This window comes from Staphylococcus equorum (genome assembly GCF_029024965.1).
Taxonomy (GTDB): Bacteria; Bacillota; Bacilli; order Staphylococcales; family Staphylococcaceae; genus Staphylococcus; species Staphylococcus equorum.
Map to the genome: position 1 here is coordinate 1,816,426 of NZ_CP118982.1, position 23,669 is coordinate 1,840,094.

General features: G+C 34.0%; 23 protein-coding genes and 1 riboswitch. Of the genes, 5 read left to right on the forward strand and 18 right to left on the reverse strand.

Annotated elements, in window-relative coordinates:
* Positions 1–23: 23 nt before the first annotated feature.
* A complete protein-coding gene (locus PYW44_RS08755; protein WP_021338647.1) occupies positions 24–1,040 on the reverse strand; it encodes a cytochrome d ubiquinol oxidase subunit II in 1,017 nt (338 codons plus the stop codon).
* Positions 1,040–2,392 (reverse strand): cytochrome ubiquinol oxidase subunit I, encoded by a 1,353-nt coding sequence (locus tag PYW44_RS08760; protein WP_115076014.1) that lies wholly within the window; start codon positions 2,390–2,392, stop codon positions 1,040–1,042. Before PYW44_RS08760 ends, PYW44_RS08755 begins: the two co-directional genes overlap by 1 nt.
* A gap of 202 nt (positions 2,393–2,594) precedes the next feature.
* Here PYW44_RS08760 and PYW44_RS08765 point away from each other — a divergent pair, with 202 nt between their 5' ends.
* Complete coding sequence (locus PYW44_RS08765; RefSeq protein ID WP_002508013.1) at positions 2,595–2,825, forward strand: glutaredoxin family protein; 231 nt, start codon at positions 2,595–2,597, stop codon at positions 2,823–2,825.
* Between the two features lie 214 nt (positions 2,826–3,039).
* On the opposite strand, the gene ptsP is transcribed toward PYW44_RS08765, so the two are convergent.
* The 5 genes from ptsP to auxA all read right to left on the reverse strand — a co-directional run bounded on the left by ptsP (position 3,040) and on the right by auxA (position 8,452).
* Positions 3,040–4,755 carry a phosphoenolpyruvate--protein phosphotransferase gene (gene ptsP / locus PYW44_RS08770; protein WP_002508014.1) on the reverse strand — a complete coding sequence of 572 codons (1,716 nt, stop codon included), beginning with the start codon at positions 4,753–4,755 and terminating at the stop codon, positions 3,040–3,042.
* A 1-nt stretch (position 4,756) separates the two neighbouring features.
* The gene (locus PYW44_RS08775; protein ID WP_002508015.1) at positions 4,757–5,023 is read right to left on the reverse strand and encodes a phosphocarrier protein HPr; all 267 of its coding nucleotides are present in this window, start codon (positions 5,021–5,023) and stop codon (positions 4,757–4,759) included.
* Between the two features lie 163 nt (positions 5,024–5,186).
* Positions 5,187–5,729 (reverse strand): hypothetical protein, encoded by a 543-nt coding sequence (locus PYW44_RS08780; RefSeq protein WP_021338646.1) that lies wholly within the window; start codon positions 5,727–5,729, stop codon positions 5,187–5,189.
* Positions 5,730–5,786: 57 nt separating this feature from the next.
* Positions 5,787–6,956 carry a class I SAM-dependent rRNA methyltransferase gene (locus PYW44_RS08785; protein ID WP_002508017.1) on the reverse strand — a complete coding sequence of 390 codons (1,170 nt, stop codon included), beginning with the start codon at positions 6,954–6,956 and terminating at the stop codon, positions 5,787–5,789.
* A gap of 194 nt (positions 6,957–7,150) precedes the next feature.
* On the reverse strand, positions 7,151–8,452 hold the full coding sequence (auxA, locus tag PYW44_RS08790) for a lipoteichoic acid stability factor AuxA (protein ID WP_002508018.1): 1,302 nt from the start codon (positions 8,450–8,452) through the stop codon (positions 7,151–7,153).
* A 256-nt stretch (positions 8,453–8,708) separates the two neighbouring features.
* On the opposite strand from auxA, the gene graF reads away from it, so the two are divergent.
* From graF to PYW44_RS08810, 4 genes are all read left to right on the forward strand, one after another.
* A complete protein-coding gene (gene graF / locus PYW44_RS08795) occupies positions 8,709–8,843 on the forward strand; it encodes a glycopeptide resistance-associated protein GraF (protein WP_002508019.1) in 135 nt (44 codons plus the stop codon).
* A gap of 301 nt (positions 8,844–9,144) precedes the next feature.
* Positions 9,145–9,246: riboswitch (TPP riboswitch) on the forward strand.
* Between the two features lie 87 nt (positions 9,247–9,333).
* A complete protein-coding gene (locus tag PYW44_RS08800; protein WP_002508020.1) occupies positions 9,334–9,909 on the forward strand; it encodes an ECF transporter S component in 576 nt (191 codons plus the stop codon).
* Between the two features lie 12 nt (positions 9,910–9,921).
* Positions 9,922–11,343: an ABC transporter ATP-binding protein gene (locus PYW44_RS08805; RefSeq protein WP_021338645.1), complete on the forward strand. Its 1,422-nt coding sequence runs from the start codon at positions 9,922–9,924 to the stop codon at positions 11,341–11,343.
* A complete protein-coding gene (locus PYW44_RS08810) occupies positions 11,336–12,142 on the forward strand; it encodes an energy-coupling factor transporter transmembrane component T family protein (protein WP_021338644.1) in 807 nt (268 codons plus the stop codon). The genes PYW44_RS08805 and PYW44_RS08810 overlap by 8 nt, the downstream gene beginning before the upstream one ends.
* Before the next feature lie 147 nt (positions 12,143–12,289).
* Here PYW44_RS08810 and purD read toward each other — a convergent pair whose 3' ends face one another.
* The 11 genes from purD to purE are packed head-to-tail and all read right to left on the reverse strand — an operon-like array spanning position 12,290 to position 23,525.
* Positions 12,290–13,528, reverse strand: a complete 1,239-nt coding sequence (gene purD, locus PYW44_RS08815; protein WP_021338643.1) for a phosphoribosylamine--glycine ligase — start codon at positions 13,526–13,528, stop codon at positions 12,290–12,292.
* Positions 13,529–13,551: 23 nt separating this feature from the next.
* Positions 13,552–15,030: a bifunctional phosphoribosylaminoimidazolecarboxamide formyltransferase/IMP cyclohydrolase gene (gene purH, locus PYW44_RS08820; RefSeq protein ID WP_021338642.1), complete on the reverse strand. Its 1,479-nt coding sequence runs from the start codon at positions 15,028–15,030 to the stop codon at positions 13,552–13,554.
* A gap of 16 nt (positions 15,031–15,046) precedes the next feature.
* The gene (gene purN / locus PYW44_RS08825) at positions 15,047–15,613 is read right to left on the reverse strand and encodes a phosphoribosylglycinamide formyltransferase (RefSeq protein ID WP_002508026.1); all 567 of its coding nucleotides are present in this window, start codon (positions 15,611–15,613) and stop codon (positions 15,047–15,049) included.
* 2 nt (positions 15,614–15,615) lie between these two features.
* Positions 15,616–16,647, reverse strand: a complete 1,032-nt coding sequence (purM, locus tag PYW44_RS08830; protein ID WP_021338641.1) for a phosphoribosylformylglycinamidine cyclo-ligase — start codon at positions 16,645–16,647, stop codon at positions 15,616–15,618.
* Positions 16,640–18,127: an amidophosphoribosyltransferase gene (gene purF / locus PYW44_RS08835; protein WP_021338640.1), complete on the reverse strand. Its 1,488-nt coding sequence runs from the start codon at positions 18,125–18,127 to the stop codon at positions 16,640–16,642. Before purF ends, purM begins: the two co-directional genes overlap by 8 nt.
* Entirely contained in the window at positions 18,106–20,295 is a 2,190-nt protein-coding gene (gene purL / locus PYW44_RS08840) for a phosphoribosylformylglycinamidine synthase subunit PurL (protein ID WP_021338639.1), read from the reverse strand. Before purL ends, purF begins: the two co-directional genes overlap by 22 nt.
* Entirely contained in the window at positions 20,288–20,959 is a 672-nt protein-coding gene (gene purQ / locus PYW44_RS08845; RefSeq protein WP_021338638.1) for a phosphoribosylformylglycinamidine synthase I, read from the reverse strand. The genes purL and purQ overlap by 8 nt, the downstream gene beginning before the upstream one ends.
* Positions 20,959–21,219, reverse strand: coding sequence for a phosphoribosylformylglycinamidine synthase subunit PurS (gene purS / locus PYW44_RS08850; protein ID WP_002508031.1), 261 nt, complete (start codon positions 21,217–21,219; stop codon positions 20,959–20,961). The genes purQ and purS overlap by 1 nt, the downstream gene beginning before the upstream one ends.
* Before the next feature lie 2 nt (positions 21,220–21,221).
* Positions 21,222–21,923 (reverse strand): phosphoribosylaminoimidazolesuccinocarboxamide synthase, encoded by a 702-nt coding sequence (purC, locus tag PYW44_RS08855; protein ID WP_021338637.1) that lies wholly within the window; start codon positions 21,921–21,923, stop codon positions 21,222–21,224.
* Positions 21,923–23,056: a 5-(carboxyamino)imidazole ribonucleotide synthase gene (gene purK, locus PYW44_RS08860; protein WP_021338636.1), complete on the reverse strand. Its 1,134-nt coding sequence runs from the start codon at positions 23,054–23,056 to the stop codon at positions 21,923–21,925. The genes purC and purK overlap by 1 nt, the downstream gene beginning before the upstream one ends.
* The gene (gene purE, locus PYW44_RS08865) at positions 23,043–23,525 is read right to left on the reverse strand and encodes a 5-(carboxyamino)imidazole ribonucleotide mutase (protein WP_031265876.1); all 483 of its coding nucleotides are present in this window, start codon (positions 23,523–23,525) and stop codon (positions 23,043–23,045) included. The genes purK and purE overlap by 14 nt, the downstream gene beginning before the upstream one ends.
* Between the last annotated feature and the right edge of the window lie 144 nt (positions 23,526–23,669).

Consider the following 23,669-nt stretch of genomic DNA (forward strand, 5'->3'; position numbering starts at 1 on the left):
TTACCTCATTTTAAAAAATTTATTTATTTTTTTCCTTCAACATAATCTTTGTCGAAAACAAATAATCTTAATAATAATATTAACGATGGAATGAGTAAAAGTAAACCTAAAACAAATGCAATAATTAAAGCAATGGCCATGTTACTATTAACGACACCTTCATCTATACGAACATATGGGTATAAGATGTATGGCATTTTGCTGGCGCCATATCCGAAAAATGCAAATGCCATTTGTAGTATAACAAGGATAAATGCAAATCCGTGCCATTTTTTTATTAATGTAAGTACCATGACACCTATAAAGCTTATAAAGCTTAGTAGGAACATCCACCAATAATCAGTTACTGCGCTTAAGAAATGCGCTTCGTTTTGTAGTCTTAACGATACAAATACGAATAATGAAATTGCGATCATCGGCGGTCCCCAGAACAAGAACCAATATCTTAATAAATCATATGCTGGTTTATCTTTAGCTTTTGAAGCATAGTACGTAAGGAAGCCTGAAGAAATATATAGCACTGATATAACGGCTAAGAATACGACAGACCATGAATAAGGACTCAAGGCTAATTCAAGCCAGTTCAAATCTATATTATCACCTGAACCTGTAATAAAGCCCCCTTCTGATATTGTTAGCGTTGTAGCAAGCGCAGCTGGAATAAACAATCCTGACAAGCCGTACATTGCTAACCAAATGAGTTTTGAATCAGGTCCATAATTTTCAAATGCGTAAAAACTACCTCTAATTGTTAGTAATATTAATGCAATTGAAGCTGGTACGAGTAGTACGGTACCAAAGTATTTCGCTGCATCAGGGAAAAAACCTACGATGCCAACGAAAAAGAATACAAAGAATACGTTTGTTACTTCCCACACAGGATTTAAATAACGACCTATTAAATGGTTAATTTGTTTATCTTGTTTAGTCACTTTTGCGTGAAGTGTAAAGAACCCAGCACCAAAATCAATAGAGGCGATAATAATATAAGAGAATAAGAATATTCCAAGTACTGTAATACCTATATAAGCAAATATCATTACTCATCACCTCTTTCTGGTGTATTTTCTTCTACATCTTTATATGTTGGTTTATTACTGAACATCCGAATTAATACATATGCGGTAGTCACGATTAATATTATATATAAGATACCGAATAATATTGTCACGAGTGTTAAACCACCTGCTTGAGTTGCAGCATCAGCTACTTTAAGGTAGCCACGAACCAACCATGGTTGACGACCTTGTTCAGTTAAGAACCACCCAGCTTCTATTGCAATCATTGCTGCTGGTCCAGTTAACAATGCACCATACAACATTGGTTTTGAATAAGTGAATTTGCGTAACTTCTTAAATATAAGTGTTAATATAAACGCACCTGATATAATCAAGCAGAATACACCCATAGAAACCATAATATCAAAGTAATAGTGTACAATCATCGGTGGATGCAGTTCTTCTGGAAACTCATTTAATCCTTTTACTTCTGTGTCTGTATTATTATCAGCCAAGAAACTGAGTATGCCAGGTATTTTTATGGCACCGGATACTTCTTGTGTTTCTTCATCTAAACTACCAAAGAATATTAAATCTGCATTGGACTCTGTTTCAAAGTGCCATTCATAAGCAGCAAGTTTTTCTGGTTGCTCTTGATGTAGAAACTTAGCTGATAAATCTCCAGCTAACATAGAACCTAAAGTAAATACTACGCCAAGAATCATCGTTAGTTTCAATGCTTTTTTATGATATTCTGTGTCTTTTTTGAATTTATTTTTCAATAATTTAAATGCAGCAATTGCAGCAAGTACAAATGCCATCGTCATAAGTGCTGTAGCAACAACGTGGAATGATCTAATTAAGAATGATTCGTTAAACATTGCTGCCCAAGGTTGGACGTTAACCATTTTCCCATCCTTCATTTCAAAGCCAGCTGGTGTATTCATAAATGAATTGACCGCTGTAATGAAGAATGCTGAGAATGTACCACCTATAATGACAGGAATACTAATAAGGAAATGAGTCCATTTACTCTTAAATCTATCCCATGTATATAAATAAATACTTAAGAAAATTGCTTCAAAGAAGAAAGCAAATGTTTCCATAAATAATGGTAATGCAATAACATGACCGCCCATTTGCATAAAGGTTGGCCATAATAGTGATAATTGCAGTCCAATAATTGTTCCTGTCACAACACCAACAGCTACCGTAATGGTATATCCTTTAGACCATCTTTTGGCTAATGTTATATATTTTGGATCATTTCTTTTTATACCTAAAAATTCAGCAACAGCAAACATTAATGGCACGCCCACACCAATCGTTGCGAATATGATATGAACCGCGAGTGTCATCGCAGTTAAAAAACGGGCTAATTCAACTGAATCCATAATATCACCTTTTTTATTTATTTGTGACAAAAATCACAACGTTCATTCATTATAAACTGCTTTACGTTGTATTGAAATAAGTTGCGTTCAAAATATAGTGACAAATTAATGACCACTTGCATGTAAGTCAAAGATTTGTAATAATTTAAAAAGTTTCTTATATTAAAGTATATCGAATTTAAAATAGGAAGGACGAGTTTTAATGGATAAAATAATAATTTATACGCAAAATGAATGCCCACCTTGTACTTTCATAAAAAACTATTTGTCAGATAAAGGCGTCTCATATAGCGAAAAAAACATCTCAAATTCCCAATATAGAAATGAAATGATAGACTATGATGCTTTCGCTACACCTTTTATCTTGTTGAATAATGAGCCAATGTACCAAATTGACATTGATAAAATCAACCACACTTTAAATATAGAATAGTTATCAACCAATGTAGCCATTCTACATTTGAATTAGTAAATCTTTCACTTTCTAAACTATATGATTTTTAGTGTTATTACAAAGTTACTGTTTAACAACATGAAATGACTTATTACGTTAATTCTAATTTTTTTGAATTTATAGCAAAATAAAAAAGCTGATAGCCCCACTATAAATGGTCTATCAGCTTTTTTCGAACTCAAATGTTCAATTATTATTTAGCATATTGCTCAACTAGTTCTTGTACTTCTTCAGATGTTGCACAATTAATTGCTCTTTGTGACAATTCTTCCATTTCATTTTGGCTTAAACCTTTGATTTGACGACGGGCTTTAAGCACTGATGTAGCACTCATTGAAAATTCATCTAATCCTAAGCCTAATAATAATGGAATAGCGATTTCGTCGCCTGCCATTTCGCCACACATACCAGTCCATTTACCTTCTTTATGTGATGCTTCGATCACTTGTTTTACTAAACGTAAAATTGAAGGATTGTATGGTTGATACAAGTAAGAAACGCGTTCAGACATGCGGTCAGCCGCCATTGTATATTGAATTAAATCATTTGTTCCTATACTGAAGAAATCAACTTCTTTTGCGAAGACATCTGCTAATGCAGCAGTTGAAGGAATTTCAACCATGATACCTAATTCAATATCATCAGAAACATCTGTACCTTCTTGTTTTAAGTTTTCTTTTTCTTCAAGTAATAATGCTTTAGCATCACGGAACTCATTGATTGTTGCAACCATTGGGAACATGATATTTAATTTACCGTAAACAGATGCACGTAATAATGCACGAAGTTGTGGTCTAAAAATATCAGGTTGGTCTAAACATAAACGAATCGCACGATAACCTAAGAATGGATTCATTTCTTCAGGTAAATTTAGATATGGTAACTCTTTATCGCCACCGATATCTAATGTACGTACAACAACACGTTTATCTTCCATCGTTTCTAGAACTTTTTTATAAGCTTCGAATTGTTCATCCTCAGTAGGCATTTCATCTCTACCCATATATAAAAATTCCGTACGATATAAACCAATACCTTCTGCACCATTTTCAATAACACCTGTTAAATCATTAGGTGTACCGATGTTTGCAGCTAATTCAGCATGTTTACCATCAATTGTTTTTGTTTCTTCATTGCGTAATTTTTGTAATTCCTTTTTATCTTCGAAGAAACGTTCACGCTTATTTTCATAAGCGATTACTTCATCATCTGTAGGATCAATAATTACTTCGCCTGTTAATCCGTCAACGATAATCATATCGCCTTGTTTAACGTCTTCAGTAATAGATTTTGTACCTACAACCGCAGGTATTTCTAAAGAACGGCTCATAATTGCTGAGTGTGATGTTCTTCCACCAATATTTGTTACAAAGCCTTGTACGAATTCTTTATTTAACTGAGCAGTATCTGAAGGCGTTAAATCGTTTCCAATTATAACAACGCTTTCATCAATGATACTAGGATTTGGTAACTCTACACCTAAAATATGTGCTAACACACGTTTAGAAACGTCACGGATATCAGCAGCACGTTCTTTCATGTATTCATTATCCATATTTTCAAATATAGTAATGAATTGTCCAGTTACTTCAGATAATGCAGTTGGTGCGTTAACTTGGTCATTTTTAATCTTGTCTTCAATCGGTTGAATTAACTCTGGATCATCTAAAACTAATAAATGAGCATCAAAAATCGCTGCTTTATCAGCACCTAGATTTTTTTCAGCATTATTTCTTATTTTTGTTAACTCAACTTTAGATGTTTCGATGGCGTCATTGAACTTAGCAATTTCAGCGTCGATATCTGTAATCTTTTCACTATTATATGAAAGATCTGGTTCAACTAATAAATATGCTTTAGCAATAGCTACACCATCAGATGCAGCAATGCCATTTATATAGTTAGTCATATTATTTAGTTAATCCTTCTTTAGATAAAATCTCAGTGATTGCTTCGATTGCGTCTGTTTCGTCGCTACCATCAGCGTAGATAGTGATTTCAGCATCTTTACCTACACCTAAACTCATAACACCCATGATTGATTTCAAGTTAACTTTTTTACCGTTATATTCTAATTGAATATCTGAATCAAATTTTGAGGCAGTTTGAACAAGCATTGTCGCTGGACGAGCGTGAATACCTGTTTCATCGATAATTACATATGATTTTTGTTCCATAATTTATTTCTCCTTCGTATAGTTAGAATCGTTAGTTTATTATAAAACCTAACAAAGTTTTATATAATAAGATTACCAAATTATATATATAAATTCAATTCCTTGCACCCATGACATGACAATATTCAGCGTTTATTTAACAATTTGTGAAAACGCTGTAGTTTTACACAAGTGATTTAGCAACTTTTTCACATTTTTGAATATGATCATTACCTATTTTTTTCATGAAATAATAACTTATAGAAGCAGTGATTGCTTGACCTACTACCGGGAACCATTTCGTTTGTTTTGCTGCAGTACGTTTCGCTACATCACGAATAACTACTTTGAGAATAGCACTTGATACTTTTTTACCAATAAATTGGCTGCCTTGAATTGCCGCAGTAGTTAGCACACGCTCTTTCATGTCATCTCCCATGGTATTAACTTGTTTATGATCAAGACCATAAATTTTATTTACGTCCTCAATTATATCTTTCATAAGTTTAATATCTACACTGAAGCCTAAACCAGGAATAGGTACTACACTTACCCCAGATGATAGCATTGATTTTTTTCTTACTAAAGCCTCTGCACGTTGGCGACGTTCTTCAATTTCACTATGTGTTGTTGGTATGCTACCTTTATTATTTATATCTTCTATATTTAAGACTTTATTTCCTACTTTTTGTGTAACGTTATTTGTGATTTTATTTTTAAAACTCATTATGTTCACTCCTTAGTAAATTCTATACACTAAGAATAATACCCGTTTTTTCACACTTTACTGTATTTTTACAAAAATCGCTTTTAAATATTTTGAAGGTTTATAGTGTGCATGCGTCTTAAAATCTTTTGGCAAGCCCATGACATCAATAATTTCAAAGTCCACTTCTTCTTTAGTTAATGTTTCTGTAACTACATTTTTAAAAGCTTTTAGTGAAAACGTACTATTATTTGTACATAATAGCAATGTACCTTCAGGTCCAAGTATATCGAGTGCACCAACAATTAATTTATCGTAGTCTTTTAATACAGAAAATGTTTTTTTCTTATTTCTCGCAAAACTTGGCGGATCGATAACAATTGTATCGTAGAAGAAATCATGACGACGAGCATAATTATAGAAATTAAAAGTATCCATAACATAAATGTATTGTGACGCTGGGTCAATAGAATTTAAACCGAAATTACTTTCAGTAAGCGCTCGAGAACGGTTAGCTAAATCAACGCTTGTTGTCATCTCTGCATTTTCTGCAGCTACAACTGAGAATGCCCCTGTATAACTGAATAAATTCAATAAATTTTTATCTTGCGCGTATTGGTCTTTTAATTTCTTTCTTACTTCTCTTTGATCTAAAAAGATGCCCGTCATTGGCCCATCATTTAAATGCACATTATAAAATGTAAAGTTTTCTTCGATGACAATTGGGAATTCCGGTGCATCTCCGTCAACGAAGCCACCTTCTACATTAGCATCTTTAAAACGTAACTTTTCAAAAATTGACGTATAACCAAATATTGCTTTCAGCGCACTCAAAATATTATAACGGAACTTATAAATACCTTTAGAATACCATTGAACTAAGTAATGACCGTTGTAATTGTCGATTGTAAGACCACCAACACCATCACCTTCTCCGTTAAATACTCTAAATGCATTTGTGCCCTCTACATTATAAAAATATTCACGTTCTTTTTTCGCAATATCAAATAATCTTTCAAAAAATTGTGTGTTAACAATTTCATCACGCGAGTAACTCAATACCCAACCGATGCCTTTATGCTGACGTCCAACATATGCTGTTGCAATATACTGGTCTTTATCATTTAATAATTGAAATAAATCTCCTTCGTGTAAGTGATCGTGTGCGTAAATATCATCTTCGCTTACCAATGGATATTCATTTAAATATTTTGTTTCTTTACCTCTATTTAATGTGGCAGTTTTCATAAAATTATGTCAGCCTTTCTACTATTTTTTTATATTTATCTGTCGCTTACTTATTTTATCATTTCAAGTACATCGTAACATCATTAATATTCATTTAGCTCAAACGTTTTGACTAAGTATTGATCTTTTTTAATAAAAAAACCTATCTTCCAACCAATTGGAAGATAGGTTCGTCAAACAACAGTATTAAGTTCTTAATCTCTAGAAGGTTCTCGCAATTTAATTATAAACGCTACCACAATTGCAATTAACATCATAACTAGAATCGGTGTAATGAAAATTGAAAGTAATAGCCCATGAACCATTATATTCATAAATTCAGTGAATAATTTAAAGAACAATAAACTTACCATAAATAATTGTAAATAATAAAATCGGCCTTTCAAATAATTCGTCAATGTCGTTAAAATATAAATAATGATGATGATCATTAAGATGAACAACGTTATCCATTCAATAACATATTGTGTTTGGCCAATCTCCCAATTACCAGAAACGAATAATGAATTTCTATTATTAAATTCAATTAATGTGAAGAATAATAAAACAGCACCACAAAATAATTCTACATAACTCGGTTTAATCCATTTCGGTTTCTTCATCCAATTTGGAACATCATCTTCTTGTATATCAATAATGTTCTTCCATTTTTCAATAAATTTATCTTTCTTATCTCTTACTTTCTGAATATCTACACTTCTGCGAGTTTTACGTGTGAATTCTGTCGTTTTGTCTTGTAAAGTCTTCCAACGTTCTATCGTTTGGTTCGTTACAGTGTCCTTACTCGTTCTTGATAATTCTGGTTCTTCTTCGCCTAATTCCTGTTTTGTTAATGGCAATGATCTTCTTAAGAATAAGAAATTCCAAATTGACATTTGTCCCAGTAGCCACATAATTATGAAAAATGTGTTAACACTTAAGATGTCGATTGGTATAATTTCATCACTTTCGATTCTTCCATATAACACCAATTGCGTTATCAAATAACTAAACCCATAACTGAAAATAATCCATAAATAATGATATTTTCTATGCTCTATATTTAACTCATCTTTATAAACGATATAACCAATGTGAATTACAAATGGTATTACGAAAATAATAGCGAAAAAACTATAAACTTGGGTCATTAAAATTAGCGTTATGATAAAGAATAGAATACCAATAACTAAAAAGAATATTGAAATATCGTAGTCATATCGTGTTGTTCTAAATAAAGTAATTCCTAGCATAATTAATCCAATGCCAAATATAATTATTAAAATGGCGCTAACTACTGGAAAATCCCCTATGTAATTGCTCATTACCCTAATTATTTCAGCAAAAAATGCGTTTATAAAATCCCATACATTATGAATGTGTAAATCAATTTTACCTTTGCCATTTAATTTATGGATCATTGGTAAATTAATTAAAATGATGAGACCTGTGAAAAGCGAAACGATGCCTATAATATAACTATATAATATCTCAGCGTGTTTCTTCATAAAAGACATACCATTCACCTCAAAGTTATTATATATTAACATTTAGCTCTTGTCTTTAATAATTTCAATAAATAAGTCTATAGTATGATATAAATTAGTTGTATAGTCAAATTTCCACATATACCTTTACTCTAAACAATTTATTTAATATTACTTTTAATTTTACAGTTTTATCCTTCATTTTTTTAAGTACTTTTGTTTACCTCTTTTTCTTCGTGGTATTTATATTGTATAGATGATTAAAACATGAAGGAGTGTTTTGTTTATGAGTAAAGAAGAATTAAATAAAAAAGCAGCTGAAAAAGCTAAAGAAACTGAAGATAAATTAAAAGATGAAAAAGATTCGTCTGAAGAAAATAGCGAAGAAACGCAAAAAAATATTCAAGATACATTTGATTAATTAAAGCGTAAATTAGACGTATATAAACATATCAGACTTAATTATTATACTAGTAGTAGTTATCTGATAGCTATTCTACTTTGTGGGAGCGAGATTACAGAGTCAATTTTTGATTACTGTTTCGCTCTCTTTTTTAGTTTTATGTCATCTTCCCTCACCTTTCGTCTAACTTAAATCATTTACAGTGTTTTATATAGTGAAAGGCTCAATATATTTTAAATACATAATATTTTTGATTAATTTCATTTACAACCTTGACAGAAGTGATTAAAAATCATACATTAGAGTTAAATTAAATAATCATTCGCACTAGGGGTGTTTAGTGACTGAGATGAGGTATACCCTCAAACCCTTTGAACCTGATCTAGATTAAACTAGCGTAGGAAAGTGTACTGCGATACTTTTATAAAAAAATGGTATCCGTATGCCTGTATTTAACGCGCACCTTTCTAGAAGGTTGTGCGTTTTTTTATATAGGAGGAGTATATATATGTCCAAAGGATTAAAACTTTCTGAGATACTGGTAACTGTATTAATAGCAGTAGTTTTCGCTGTCATTTATAATATTTGGAATTTTGTCTATAAAGCGTTACAAGTTACAGGTCTACATTTTGAAGAACTAACTTACGGCGCTTGGTTTATGGCAGCTATAGTAGCTTATCTTATTATTCCTAAAGCAGGCATTGCTATTTTAGCTGAATTTGCTGCAGGTGCCGGCGAAACCATCGTTATGGGCCGTTTTGATATCGCTACAATGATTTATGCTTTAATACAAGGTTTAGCATGTGAACTTATCTTTGCACTTTTCAGATATAAATCTCGCTCAGCAATGGTTGCAATGTTGGCCGGTTTCTTAGCCTCAGTATCTACTTTACCCTTGGATTTTGCTTACGGTTATCTCGGTGAAATAGCTGGTTGGAACCTTATGCTATATATCGTATTTCGACTTATAAGTGGAATTGTTGTGGCTGGACTTTTATCTTACTATATTGTAAAAGCCTTAGATCAAACCGGTGTCACTAAATTATTCAGACCTGCAACTCAGAGCGATTATGACAATTTATAAGGAGCAATAAAGTTGATAGTCACAAAAAATTTACGCTTAAAATACCCTAACAGTAATAATAAAATATTTGATAATTTAACACTTCATATAAAAAACAAAGAAAAAGTGTTGCTCTTAGGTCCTTCTGGTTCAGGTAAAAGTACGTTATTAAACGTTTTAAGTGGTATCGTTCCTAATCTAATTGATTTACCTATGAAATATGATGAATTACAAATTGAAGAAGATTGTGGCGTTATTTTTCAAGATCCAGACACTCAATTTTGTATGCCTAAAGTATATGAGGAACTGGCTTTTGTTTTAGAAAATTTGCGCGTACCACGTGATGAAATGGAAAGCCGAATTCAATCTGCCTTGTCAGCAGTAGATTTAAATGTCGATGAAAATCAACATATTAATCAATTGAGTGGTGGAATGAAGCAAAAATTAGCAATTGCAGAAACTTTGTTACAACAAGCAAACACCCTATTCTTAGATGAACCAACAGCAATGCTAGATGTGGATGCAACTGCGGATTTATGGCAAAAAATAAAATCATTCTGGCATGACCAAACTGTGTTAATTGTAGAACACAAAGTAGAACATATTTGGCAACATGTTGATCGTGTCATTCTATTAAATTATGATGGTGCCATAATAGCCGATGCACCTCCTAATAAGATATTGCATGACTATGAGCATCTATTAACAGAATATGGTGTCTGGCATCCTAATGCTTGGCAATACGCCCCACCATCATCAAAAACACAAAATGATGCAACTACACAACAATCAGATGATAGCTTTAAATTTAAAAACGGTTTGATTAAACGAGGTAAACAGCAACTGATCAACATATCAGAATTAAACATTTATGCTGGCGAATGGATTACCATTACTGGCTCAAATGGTAGTGGCAAAACGTCCTTATTAGAATCGATGATGCAACTAATTAAATATGACGGAAAAATGTATTTTAACAATCATACTCTATCAAAAATTAAAACCGCCGCAAAGCATATGTATTTAGTTTACCAAAACCCAGAATTACAATTTATTACACATTCTGTATATGATGAAATTTACATTCAATATAAGAATAAAAACCGTTCAACTGTTGAAGCTGAGCGAGAGACTCAAAACATGCTTGAAATACTAAATTTACAAGCCGTTAAAACACAGCATCCATTTGAACTGTCTACAGGCCAAAAAAGACGTCTAAGCGTTGCTATTGCACTAAGTTCATCTTCTGACTTTATTTTACTTGATGAACCTACCTTTGGTCTCGATAGCCATAATACATTTAACCTTATTAAATTATTCCAAAACCGTATACAAAATGGACAAACGATTGTAATGGTGACGCATGATTCAGAAATTATTGCACGGTATCCGACCCGTAGACTCCATGTCGATCAACATCAATTAACTGAATTAAAGGGTGATACTTATGTTTGAGATGTGGAAAAAACACTATTCATTTGTTGATGACGTCAACATTATTACTAAATTAGCAATTGCAGTCATTTTGTTTTTCTTTGTAATCTTTGTACATCAATTTGATTATATGCTCTATATAACGTTATTAATGTTGATATTTCTACTTTTATTTAATGGATTGAAATTCAAGGTCACTTTTGTTTTCATACTCTTTACTGTCACTTTTAGTTTGATATCTGCTTTATTCATGATTTTTTATGGTGATGGGACACACACGATATTTAAGCTAGGCTTTATTCAAATTACTACCGAAAGTTTATATCGTGGTCTACATTTAGCAATGCGTACGACAACAGTTTCTCTTTTTGGAATTTTAATTGCCTTCACATCACAAATCGTCATGATTTTCTATAGTCTTATGCAACATCTCAAAGTTAAACCTAAAGTAGCTTATGCCTTTATGGCAGCAATTAGAATGGTACCTTTGATGTTCACTTCATTGTTCGAACTCAGAAAATCATTGAAAATGCGCTATCAAATGATTGATTCACGTAATTATAGAGGGTTTCAACGTTTAAAACACCTTGTAATACCGCTACTAAGTCAAAACATTAGAAAAGCACATCAATTGTCAGTTGCTATGGAGAAAAAAGGATTTAAAGACGGACCTAGAACATACTATTATTATGCACCTTTCTCGTATAAAGATCTTTTATTAATCGTAGTTGTAAGTTCTATTTTAATCGTTGCATATTTCCTAGCACAATATATTCCAATCACAGGAATTAATGATGTGCGTATTTCAAGTATTTACTGAATCACTTTACTATCCATATAATTTAAATAAAAAAGCGTTAAGACAAAACTTAAACCATTTTGTCTTAACGTTTTTTTGATAGCTAATTCAATTTTCTTGATTACATTTATATAATTCAAAATAATCATTTGTAAATTACTTTAATTGCTATTTAAGTGCTTTATCACTAATATCCTTTCGATAAAACAATGCATTGCTTTTAATTTTATCGACTGCTTCATACGCTTTAGCTTTTGCACTTGCAATATCTTTTCCCTCACCTAAAGCTAGAATGACACGGCCACCAGATGTCACATATATATCTTGTTCTTTTTTTAATCCACTTACAAAGTATTGACCATCTAAATCGAAGCCAGAAACAGTTTTACCCTTTTCATAATTTGCTGGATAACCTTTAGATGCAAGCATAACACCTACTACGGAATCTACTTTCCATTGAAATTGGATTGGTTTTTTAGCTTCTAAATCTAAAATATGCTGCATCAAATCACTTTCCATACGAGTTAAAAGCACTTGAGCTTCGGGATCGCCAAAACGTGCATTAAACTCAATCACTTTTGGTCCTTCATCTGTAATAATGGCTCCAATGTAAAGTACACCAAAAAATGAGTAGCCTTCATTAACCAATGCTTTTGCAATAGGCTGTGCAATTTCATCATTTGTTCGTTTGATAATAGAATCCTCAATATGAGGCACAGGACAATACGCACCCATACCTCCAGTGTTCGGGCCTAAGTCACCATCAAACGCACGTTTATGGTCTTGAGCTATGCAATCAAACGGAACAGCATAGTCATTATTTACGAAAGTCATTAACGAGAATTCTTCACCCTCAAGAAATTGCTCAAAAACCACAATACCTTCTTCTTCCTGGTATAGTTCTTCTACACCTGATAATGCTTCCTCATAACTTTCCGCAATGATAACCCCTTTACCTGCTGCTAATCCATCTTTTTTCAATACAACTGGATATTCACATGATTGAATATAAGTTAATGCATCTTGCTTATTTGTAATTTGAGTATATTCAGCAGTTGGAATATCATATTTTTTCATTAATTCTTTCGCAAATAATTTAGAACCTTCTATTTGTGCTGCTGCTCGATTAGGTCCAAATACTTTTATTTGTGCAGCTTCTAATTTGTCAGTTAACCCTTCTGTTAAAGGTTGCTCAGGGCCAATGATTGCCCATGTAATACCGTGTTGTTGTGCAAATGCTACAATTTGTTCATGTTCTGTTTCTGCTATTTCACTATGTACCTGTGCAACTTTCGACATTGCGTCATTACCTGGGATTGCAAATATTTCATTAACAAGTGGTGATTGCTTTAGTTTGTGCGCTATTACGTGCTCTCTACCACCTGCACCAATTACAAGTACTTTCATAAAGTATATTGCCTCCAATTCCCTTAATGTTTAAAGTGTCGAACGCCTGTAGTTACCATTGCAATACCATATTTGTTCGCCATATCAATAGATGCTTGATCTTTAATTGATCCACCTGGTTGAATAATAGCTTTGATACCTGACTTAGCTGCTAATTCAACTGTATCATCCATTGGGAAGAAACCATCTGATACCATTGCAACTTGATCATTCATTTCTATCGCACGATCTATGGCGATTTCTGCTGACCCAACACGGTTCATTTGCCCTGCGCCAATACCGACTGTTTGTTTTGCATTACTTAGAATGACAGCGTTACTTTTCACAGATGCAACCACTTTCCATCCTAATAACATTGCATCCCATTGTGCTTCAGTAGGCTCAACTTCCGTAACCACTTTCATATCGTCACGTGTTAATTTCACATTATCTTTATCTTGTACTAAATAACCACCTGAAACAGACACGACTTCTTGTTCACTATTATCAATCGTCATATCAATTTCTAAAAGTCTTATATTTTTCTTTTTACTTAAAATGTCTAATGCTTCTTGTGTGAATTTTGGAGCAATGATAACTTCTAAGAATATTTCATGTAAAGTTTCTGCCAACGTACTATCTACAGATCTATTTAAAGCAACGATTCCACCGAAAATAGATTGACTATCCGCTTCAAAGGCATGTTGATAAGCATCATTAATTGTTTCGCCAACACCTACACCACAAGGATTCATATGTTTTACCGCTACTGCCGCTGGTTGTTCAAATTGCTTAACAAGTGATAAAGCTGCATCTGCATCTTTAATATTGTTATAGCTTAATTGTTTACCATGTAACTGTTTAGCGCCTCCAAGTGTGTGCGCTGCAGTAGATGTACGAACAAACTGTGCTGATTGTTGTGGATTTTCGCCATAACGTAAACTTTCTTTATTATTTTTAAAGAATTCAACAATTGCTGCATCATATTGATTTGAGTGATCAAACACTTTAATCATAAGTGACTTACGGTACGCTTCATCCAAATCGTCATTTTTCAATTTTTCGATAACTTCATTATAATCTGCTGGATGTACGACTGTCGTCACGTGCTTAAAGTTTTTAGCTGCAGCACGTAACATAGTTGGTCCACCGATATCGATGTTTTCAATTGCATCGCCTTCTGTAACGTCAGGATTCGCTACAGTTTCTTTAAATGGATATAGATTAACTACAACCATATCTATAAGATCAATATGTTGCTCTTTTAATTGTTGCAAATGCTCTGGCTTATCACGATCAGCTAGTATACCACCATGAACAGATGGATGTAATGTTTTAACTCTTCCATCCATAATTTCTTCAAATTGTGTTAATTCTGAAATTGATTTTACTGGAACATTTGCTTCTACTAAAGCTTGCATCGTGCCACCTGTAGAATATAACTCATACCCTAATTGGTTTAAGGATTGGGCAAATGCCACAACACCACTTTTATTAGACACACTTAAAATTGCTTTTTTCATTTTGTATTGGCACCTCTTATTGAATGATTTTGGATATCACTTTCGGATATAACTTATGTTCCATCACTTTAATTCTTTCTTCTAGTTGTTCTTTAGTATCGTCCGTATATATATCACATGTCCATTGTTCGATAATTTCTCCTGTGTCCATCCCACTGTCCACATAATGCACTGTTGTACCTGTAATCGTGTCGCCACTCTCCAGAGCTTGGCCTACTGCGTCTTTACCTTTATATTTAGGTAACAGTGAAGGGTGTATATTAATAATACGTCTATTGTATGCTTTTAATATATTTTCACCAATCAGCTTCATATAACCAGCTAGGACAATCCATTCTACTTGTTCTGAAGTAAGCCATTCGATAATTTTGCGCTCATAATCTGCTTTAGAAGGAAAATTTTTAAGTTCATTGATATGAACATCTAAATTATATTTTCTAGCACGCTCAATGCAATACGCATTTACTTGGTCTGTATATAAGGCAGTGACTTCTATATTCGGTAAATTACCTTCTTCGATTTGAGTCATGATGCTTTCAAAGTTACTGCCTGATCCTGACGCAAAAATAGCTATTTTAGTCACAGTTATACCCCCAATAATTGAATTGGCTGATCACCTTTAACAATTTCACCAATTTGGTATGCCTTAACTTGTTGTTGTTGTTTCAATATATTTAACACTGCTGCTTCATTTTCTTTGTCTACAATTAATGTAAAGCCAACACCCATGTTAAAAACGTTATACATTTCTTCAGTTGAGATTTCTCCTTGTGCTTGTAACCAGTCAAATATTGGTGGCGTTGGGAATTGTGACGTATTAATTTTTGCCATAACTCCTTCAGGCAAAGCTCTAGGAATATTTTCATAGAAACCACCGCCAGTAATGTGCGTCATTGCATGGATTTTCACTGCATCTTTGACAGCAAGCACTGGTTTAACATATAAGCGTGTAGGTTCTAAAAAGACATTTAGATATGTGCGTTGTTCATCAAACTTATCATTTAAGTTAATGCCAGATTTTTTAATTAAATTTCTAACTAAACTATAACCATTTGAATGAATACCACTAGATTCGAGACCTATAATGACTTGTCCTGGTGCTACTGAAGTACCATCGATATATTCATCTTTTTCTACAGCGCCTACAGCAAAACCTGCTAAATCATATTCTCCTTCGTGATACATTTCTCCCATTTCAGCTGTTTCTCCACCAATAAGTGCAGTGTTTGTTTCTTCACAGCCATCGCTTACCCCTTTGACAATCTGTTCAACGACTTCTGGAATAACTTTATGTGTTGCGATATAATCTAAGAAATAAAGTGGCTCTGCACCGGTTGTTAAAATATCATTCACACACATTGCAACGGCATCGACACCTATTGTATCGTGCTTATTGTTATCTATAGCTAATTTCAACTTTGTTCCAACACCATCAGTTCCTGAAACAAGTAATGGTGCTTTCATATTCAATTGTGACAAATCAAATGTTGCGCCGAAACCGCCAAGTCCACCAAGTACTTCCTTACGCATCGTTCTTTTGACATGACTCGACATACGATCTACCGCTTCATAACCTGCGTTAATGTCGACACCTGCTTGTTGGTATGCTTTAGACATTTAAATTCCCCTCTTTATCAAAGTATTGTGTATGATTTGCTAAATATTCCTTTTGACGCTCACTTAAATGCTCTAGATAGTCAGACTCATAGTCATAAAGTCCAGCTGGATAATCTCCAGTAAAACTTTCTACACATAAACCACTGTATGGTGCATCTTCATTCAGTCCAATAGATTGAATAAGTCCATCGACAGTTAAGTATGCTAAGGAATCTGATCCAATATGCTCGCTAATTTCTTGAGGCGATTTATTCGCAGAAATCAATTCAGCTGTAGTCGAGACATCTATACCATAAAAACTTGGGAACATGAACTCTGGTGATGCAATACGAACGTGCACTTCATTTGCACCAGCGTCTTTTAACATTTGTACAATGCGTTTACTTGTCGTACCCCTTACAATGGAATCATCAACAAGTACAATATTTTTATTATGAACGATATCTTTAACTGCAGACAGCTTAACTCGTACGCCTTGCTCTCGTAGTTCTTGCGTAGGTTGAATAAATGTACGTGCTACGTATTGATTTTTAACAAGTCCCATCTCATAAGGTAATCCGCTTTCCTCTGCATAACCTGAAGCCGCAGATAGAGAAGAGTTTGGCACACCAATGACCATGTCAGCATTGTCAGCTGGGCTTTCTTGGGCAAGCTGTTTACCTGATTGTTTTCTAATCGCATGAACATTTTTACCAGCAATCGTAGAATCAGGTCTTGCGAAATAAATGTATTCCATTGCTGAAATTGCAGTTGTCGTATGTCTTGTATAAGACTCTACTCTAATACCCTCGTCATTAATCACAACATATTCACCTGCATGAATATCTTGCACAAATTCTGCGCCTAATACATCAATCGCACATGTTTCACTAGCAATGATATATGCACCAGTCTTCATTTTGCCTACAACTAACGGGCGAATTGCATTAGGATCAACTGCACCATATAACGCATCTTTCGTTAATAATGCGAAAGTAAAGCCACCTTTGATTTTTCTCAAACTTTCTTGAAGCGCATCTTCAAAGGTTGGTGCCTTGCTTCGACGTATTAAATGCATAATTACTTCTGTATCTGATGAAGAATGAAAAATAGAACCTTGATGTTCTAACGATCTTTTTAAACTTTGTGCATTAATTAGATTACCGTTATGACAAACTGCGGCACTCATATCATAAAAATGATATAAAAACGGTTGGATATTTTCTATTCCTTTATTACCAGAAGTGGCATAACGTACATGACCAATTGCATGTTTATAGGATTTAAAAGATTCAAGTTGGGTATCTGAAATTGCTTCAGTAAGTAAACCCATACCGCGTTGTCCAACAAGTGATTCGCCATCCGAACACACGATACCAGCGCCTTCTTGGCCACGGTGTTGTAAACTGTGTAACCCCATATATGTTAACTGTGCAGCTTCCGGATGATCCCAAATTCCAAATACACCACACTCTTCATTTAATCCACTGTAGTCATACATTTAGGAATAGCCCCTTCCCACAATTCATTCAGATTTTTAACTTCTCGTGTTACTTGAACTTCCTTGTTTGATACGAGGAAATGGTTGTCTTGAGTTAACTTACCAATTTCTACTGCGTTTTCTACATCGAACGATTGACCTTCTTTAACTGCAACAACATAACGACCTTGTGTTTCACTGAAAAGTTGTTCATTTGTAACATCTAAATTAACGTTCATACCTAATTGGTAATGTGCACTTATACGAGCCAATGTCACTAGTAATCCACCCTTACCAACTGTTTGTACATGTGATGCAATACCATTACGAATTACTTGTTTAATAGATTCGCCTTTACGTACTTCGTCCGATAAATCAATCGCTTCAAACTCATGATTGACCTCTTTGTAAAGTAGTTTCTCAATTTGACTTCCGCCAAAATCGTCTTTTGTTTCACCAACAATGTATAAAGTATCTCCTGCATGCGGAGTAAATTCATTTAGATATTGAATATCTTCAATTAATCCAACCATACCTACAACCGGTGTTGGGAAAATAGATGCTTCTCTATTTTCGTTATATAACGACACGTTACCAGACACGACAGGGGTACTTAAGACTTCACAAGCTTCTGCCATACCTTTTGTTGAGTCTGCAAGTTGTTGATAGATTTCTTTATTTTCTGGAGAACCATAATTCAAACAATCAGTCATAGCTAATGGTGTAGCCCCTACAGATATTAAATTGCGATATGCTTCAGCGACGACCATTTTTCCGCCTTCATACGGATTATTAAATACGTAACGTGCTTCACCATCAATTGTGGATGCAATAGCTTTATTTGTACCTTCAACACGTACTACAGATGATTGCAAACCCGGTTTTACAATGGTATTTGCACCGACTTGTTGGTCATATTGTTCATATAAATAACGCTTTGATGCAATTGTAGGATGTTGTAGTAATTGGTCAAACACATTTTCCACATCAATATTGCTATAATCATTTTTTGCTGTACTATATTCTGGTGCTTCACCTTCTAGAGTGTATACAGGTGCTTCGTCTGATAACGGTTGTACTGGTATGTCAGCATATACTTCGTCTTCATAAGTAAGAACAAAACGGTCTGTATTTGTCACTTCACCAATTACTGCACTATCTAATTCATGCTTGTCGAATAATTCCAAAAATTTATCCTCTGTACCTTTTTCAACAACAAGTAGCATACGTTCTTGCGTTTCAGAGAGCATCATTTCATATGGTGAAATGCCTTCTTCTCTAGTTGGTACATTTTCAAGTTTAAGGTGTAAACCACTGCCACCTTTTGCTGCCATCTCTGAAGATGAAGAAGTAAGTCCGGCTGCACCCATATCTTGTATCCCCACAAGTTCGTCAAATGTAATTGCTTCAAGTGTTGCTTCCATTAGTTTTTTACCCACAAATGGATCACCAATTTGAACAGATGGTCGTTTGCTTTCGCTATCTTCACTTAGTTCTTCAGAAGCAAATGTAGCACCATGAATACCATCGCGGCCAGTTTTTAATCCAACATAAATCACTGGGTTGCCTTCACCTTTTGCAGTCCCTTTTTGAATCATGTCGTGGTCGATTACACCTACACACATAGCATTAACTAAAGGGTTGCCATCATATCTACTATCGAACTCAATTTCACCTGCAGTAGTTGGAATACCAATACAGTTACCATAACCACCGATACCAGCGACAACACCACGCAATAAACGACGATTTTGTTTCTCTGTTAATTCACCAAAGCGTAAACTATTTAGTAAATTGATAGGTCTTGCACCCATAGAAACGATATCTCTAATGATGCCGCCCACTCCTGTAGCTGCGCCTTGATAAGGTTCTACTGCTGAAGGATGGTTATGTGATTCAACTTTGAATACTACTGCTTGATCATCGCCAATATCCACGACACCAGCGCCTTCACCTGGTCCCATTAATACATGATTACCAGTAGTTGGGAATTGTGTTAAAAATGGCTTTGAATGTTTGTATGAACAATGTTCACTCCACATTACAGAAAAAATACCTATTTCAGTAAAATTAGGTGCACGTCCTAAGATTTCACAAACTTTGTCGTATTCTTTATCAGTTAAACCCATATCTTTATATAAGCGTTCTAATTTAATTTCCTCTGAGCTTGGTTCTAAAAATTTAGACATTTTGTTCCCTCCAACTATTTACCATTGCTTCAAATAATTTCACTCCACTATCAGTGCCTAGAATTGACTCAATTGCGCGTTCTGGATGTGGCATCATACCGCATACATTTCCTTTTTTGTTAATAATTCCGGCTATGTCATTATACGAACCATTCGGATTGTCCAGATATTTTAAAACAATTTGATTGTTGGCTTCTAATGCTTCATACATTTCTGGCGTACAATAATAGTGCCCTTCACCATGTGCAACTGGATAAATTACTTCTTCATTTGCTTCATATAAATTGGTATACATCGTTTTATTATTTACAACTTTTAAAGTTTCATTACGGCTCACAAATAAATGCGAGTCGTTATGCAATAATGCACCTGGTAACAGTCCAATTTCAGTCAAAATTTGAAAACCATTACATACACCTAAAACCGGTTTCCCTTCATCTGCAAAACGTTTAACTTCTTCAGTAATCGGTGCAACACTCGCCATCGCACCTGAGCGTAAATAATCTCCAAATGAGAAACCGCCAGGTATAAGTACACCATCAAACCCTTCTAAAGAAGTATTTCTATAATCTACAAATTCTGCTTGGACACCAGATTTCACTGCCGCGTTATACATATCTCGGTCACAGTTTGATCCTGGAAATTTCAACACTGCAAATTTCATTAAGCTTTCTCTCCTTCATCCAAAACTTTGTAACTATATTCTTCAATTACAGTATTAGCAAATAATTTTTCACTTAGTGTTGTAACCACATTGTGTACAGCTTCGTCAGTTGCTTCATCAATTGTCATATATAAAACTTTACCTACGCGAATATCGTTCACTTGTTTATATCCTAAATCATGTACTGCGCGGTTTAATGCTTGTCCTTGTGTATCAAGTACTTGCGGTTGTAAAGTGATGTGTAATTCGATTGTTTTCATTTTTATAGTGCCTCCAATTTATTTAAGAAAGTTTGATATGTTTCAATAATTGATCCCGTGTCTTCACGATATACATCTTTATCAAAATTTGTATCGCTATGTTTATCCCATATGCGACAAGTGTCTGGTGAAATTTCGTCAGCTAATATAATTTGACCATCTGTCGTACGCCCAAATTCAATTTTAAAGTCAACTAACCTTAAATCCATTTTATCCATTAATTGAACAAGTATCGCGTTTATTTCTTTAGCTGCTTCTTTTAAAATTGCAATTTCATCATCTGTTGCTATGTGTAATAACTTAATATGATCTTCTGTAATCAATGGATCATTTAAATCATCATTTTTATAGAAAAACTCTACGAGTGGAGCATCAAATTCATGACCTTTTTCAAAACCTAATCTCTTTGTTATAGAACCAGCTGCAATATTTCTTACTACTACTTCCAAAGGAATAATATCTACCGATTTCACAAGTTGTTCAGTTTCAGAAGTCTGTTCAATAAAGTGACTATTCACGCCTTGAGCTTTTATAAAATTAAAAATTCTAGTAGTAATTTGATTGTTTAATCGTCCTTTACCTTCTATGAAATCTTTTTTCGCCCCATTTCCAGCTGTCACTTCATCTTTATATTCAACGCGTAGTATTTCAGGTTCTCCAGTTGAGAAAATTCTTTTCGCTTTCCCTTCATATAACAAAGACATTAGTTGTATCTCCCTTCAAATCTGTTTAACAATATTTCTTCAGAACGAGTCACATCATCAGTTAAAACAGTTAAATGACCCATTTTTCTATCTGATTTACGTGTGTTTTTACCATATATATGCACATGCCAATCTGGATGGTCAGCAAATTGATCTTCTAAAAGATCTAAATCTCTACCTAATAAATTCATCATTACTGCAGGTTTTAGCAATTCAATAGATTGTGGTAACTTTTGTCCTGTAATTGCTAATATATGTGTATCAAATTGAGAGTAATCACATGCTTCTATTGAATAGTGTCCTGAATTATGTGGTCTCGGTGCAATTTCATTAACATATAAATGATTATGTGTATCGATGAAGAATTCAACGGTAAATGTACCTACAAAATGGATGTGATCAATAATTTTTTTAACTTCATTTTGTGCTTCTTGTTCTTTTTCTATATCTGTACGGGCTGGTACAATTGTTTTAAAAAGTATTTGATGTTGATGTTCATTTTCTTGGAGTGGAAAGTACGTGATTTGGTTATCATTGCCAATCGTCACTGTAAGTGAAACTTCTTTTTGTAAGTCTAGAAATTGTTCGGCTACACATTCTTGTTTATCAACAAGCGACTTTGCTTCATCAATATAAGTTGCGTCTTTAACCAAAACTTGACCTTTACCATCATAACCACCGAAACGTGTTTTTACGATAAATGGATAACCAATATTTTCAATTGCTTGATTCAAATCACTCGGTTCAGATAATTGAACAAATGGTGCAATTTGAGTTTGTGCTGCTTGCAACGTTTGTTTTTCAGTCAATCGGTCTTGTAGTAACTGAATTGCTTGATAACCTTGAGGAACATTATATTTTGAAACTAATGTTTGTAATTGACTTGCTGAAATGTTTTCAAATTCGTAAGTAATGACGTCCGATGATTCACCAAGTTGATTTAAAGCTTCTTGATTATCGTAAGCGGCATTAATAAATTCATGTGCAACATATTGACATGGGCATTCTTGATCAGGATCAAGTACAATGACTTTAAATCCCATTTTTTGGGCAGATTGTGCCATCATTTTACCTAGCTGACCTCCGCCAATAATTCCAATAGTCGAACCGAATTTTAATTTACTGAAGCTCATGTTGCATTTCACTCACTTTCTCAACTAATGTTTTTTCGAAATTTTCCAAATTCTTTTGGACTGTTTTATTGCCAATACTTAAAATCCTAGCCGCTAACACGCCTGCATTTTTGGCACCAGCTTTGCCTATCGCAGTTGTTGCTACTGGTATACCTCCTGGCATTTGAACGATAGATAATAGCGAATCTAATCCTTTTAAACTTTTTGACTCGATTGGTACCCCAATCACGGGTAATGTTGTCATTGATGCTACCATACCTGGTAAATGTGCCGCACCACCTGCTCCAGCAATAATGACATCATATCCTTTTTCTCTTGCTTCTTTAGAAAATTCAAACATTAATTGTGGCGTACGATGCGCTGAGACTACTTTTTTATCATAAGGAATTTCTAATTGGTCTAGCATAAGACAACTTTCTTTCATTGTCTCCCAATCAGAAGAACTCCCCATTATAACTACCACTTTCACAATGAACACCCTTTCAGAAATTTGAAATGATACTACTATTAGATGTATATTACAGATATAGCATAACAACTAAACGATGGTTTTTCAATCAAAAATCGAACTTTAAATCAAAAAAATGATTCAATCTACGTCTTTTGGTTGTTA

Excerpts from the sequence above, each read along its gene's own strand:
- PYW44_RS08755 (WP_021338647.1), bottom strand. The coding sequence starts at position 1,040 with ATGATATTTGCTTATATAGGTATTACAGTACTTGGAATATTCTTATTC.
- PYW44_RS08760 (WP_115076014.1), bottom strand. The coding sequence starts at position 2,392 with ATGGATTCAGTTGAATTAGCCCGTTTTTTAACTGCGATGACACTCGCG.
- PYW44_RS08765 (WP_002508013.1), top strand. The coding sequence starts at position 2,595 with ATGGATAAAATAATAATTTATACGCAAAATGAATGCCCACCTTGTACT.
- ptsP (WP_002508014.1), bottom strand. The coding sequence starts at position 4,755 with ATGACTAACTATATAAATGGCATTGCTGCATCTGATGGTGTAGCTATT.
- PYW44_RS08775 (WP_002508015.1), bottom strand. The coding sequence starts at position 5,023 with ATGGAACAAAAATCATATGTAATTATCGATGAAACAGGTATTCACGCT.
- PYW44_RS08780 (WP_021338646.1), bottom strand. The coding sequence starts at position 5,729 with ATGAGTTTTAAAAATAAAATCACAAATAACGTTACACAAAAAGTAGGA.
- PYW44_RS08785 (WP_002508017.1), bottom strand. The coding sequence starts at position 6,956 with ATGAAAACTGCCACATTAAATAGAGGTAAAGAAACAAAATATTTAAAT.
- auxA (WP_002508018.1), bottom strand. The coding sequence starts at position 8,452 with ATGTCTTTTATGAAGAAACACGCTGAGATATTATATAGTTATATTATA.
- graF (WP_002508019.1), top strand. The coding sequence starts at position 8,709 with ATGAGTAAAGAAGAATTAAATAAAAAAGCAGCTGAAAAAGCTAAAGAA.
- PYW44_RS08800 (WP_002508020.1), top strand. The coding sequence starts at position 9,334 with ATGTCCAAAGGATTAAAACTTTCTGAGATACTGGTAACTGTATTAATA.
- PYW44_RS08810 (WP_021338644.1), top strand. The coding sequence starts at position 11,336 with ATGTTTGAGATGTGGAAAAAACACTATTCATTTGTTGATGACGTCAAC.
- purD (WP_021338643.1), bottom strand. The coding sequence starts at position 13,528 with ATGAAAGTACTTGTAATTGGTGCAGGTGGTAGAGAGCACGTAATAGCG.
- purH (WP_021338642.1), bottom strand. The coding sequence starts at position 15,030 with ATGAAAAAAGCAATTTTAAGTGTGTCTAATAAAAGTGGTGTTGTGGCA.
- purM (WP_021338641.1), bottom strand. The coding sequence starts at position 16,647 with ATGTCTAAAGCATACCAACAAGCAGGTGTCGACATTAACGCAGGTTAT.
- purF (WP_021338640.1), bottom strand. The coding sequence starts at position 18,127 with ATGTATGACTACAGTGGATTAAATGAAGAGTGTGGTGTATTTGGAATT.
- purL (WP_021338639.1), bottom strand. The coding sequence starts at position 20,295 with ATGTCTAAATTTTTAGAACCAAGCTCAGAGGAAATTAAATTAGAACGC.
- purQ (WP_021338638.1), bottom strand. The coding sequence starts at position 20,959 with ATGAAATTTGCAGTGTTGAAATTTCCAGGATCAAACTGTGACCGAGAT.
- purS (WP_002508031.1), bottom strand. The coding sequence starts at position 21,219 with ATGAAAACAATCGAATTACACATCACTTTACAACCGCAAGTACTTGAT.
- purC (WP_021338637.1), bottom strand. The coding sequence starts at position 21,923 with ATGTCTTTGTTATATGAAGGGAAAGCGAAAAGAATTTTCTCAACTGGA.
- purK (WP_021338636.1), bottom strand. The coding sequence starts at position 23,056 with ATGAGCTTCAGTAAATTAAAATTCGGTTCGACTATTGGAATTATTGGC.